The organism is Moraxella sp., assembly GCF_024227015.1.
Classification (GTDB): domain Bacteria; phylum Pseudomonadota; class Gammaproteobacteria; order Pseudomonadales; family Moraxellaceae; genus Moraxella.
The window spans coordinates 1-616 of record NZ_JAAELD010000021.1; the positions used below are offsets into that span (position 1 = coordinate 1).

Genomic DNA, 616 nt, shown 5'->3' on the forward strand with positions numbered 1-616 from the left:
CTCAACGGCTCAGCAGACAGATTCCAATATGCAATCCTCCAACAAGATGGATATGGGTAAAGGCATGGGCATGGGCATGGGTAAAGGCATGAAAATGGATATGTCTGCGCCTATGTCTATGCAAGGCATGCAGAAAGATAAAATGATGATGGGTAAGTGTAAGGGCATGATGTGCAAAATGGGCATGAAAAACATGTCCATGATGGGACAACCACCTAAAGATCAGGCGCCTGGAACCACCAACACTGAAACTAGCCTTCCCGGCTACGTTAATGTGCCTCATCTCTACCACATTGGTGAAAGCGAGTTTTTTTTAGACCACTCTGCGCATCTTGGCTTAACCAAAAATCAAATTGATCAACTTAAAGCCATTCAATCGCAATGGCAAAGCCAGCAAAACACCATAATTTCAGAGCGGGATTCCCACGAACAACGCCTGTGGGAATTTACCGCGATGGGGCAACCTGATTATAAGGCGATTCAAGAAACTGTCATGGCAATTGAATCGATAAATTCAAAGCTCCGCTTGATTTTCATAAAGCAGGTCGGGCAGGCGGTAACGGTTTTAACCGCTCAACAAGTATCCAAGCTCACCGACACAAAGCTTTGATCAACC

At 45.3% G+C, this 616-nt stretch carries 1 protein-coding gene; it reads left to right on the plus strand.

The annotated features are described in order from the left end of the window. Positions 1–610 (plus strand): hypothetical protein (locus tag GY683_RS00385; RefSeq protein ID WP_297286868.1); only part of this gene is annotated, 610 nt, incomplete at its 5' end. Positions 611–616 lie beyond the last annotated feature (6 nt).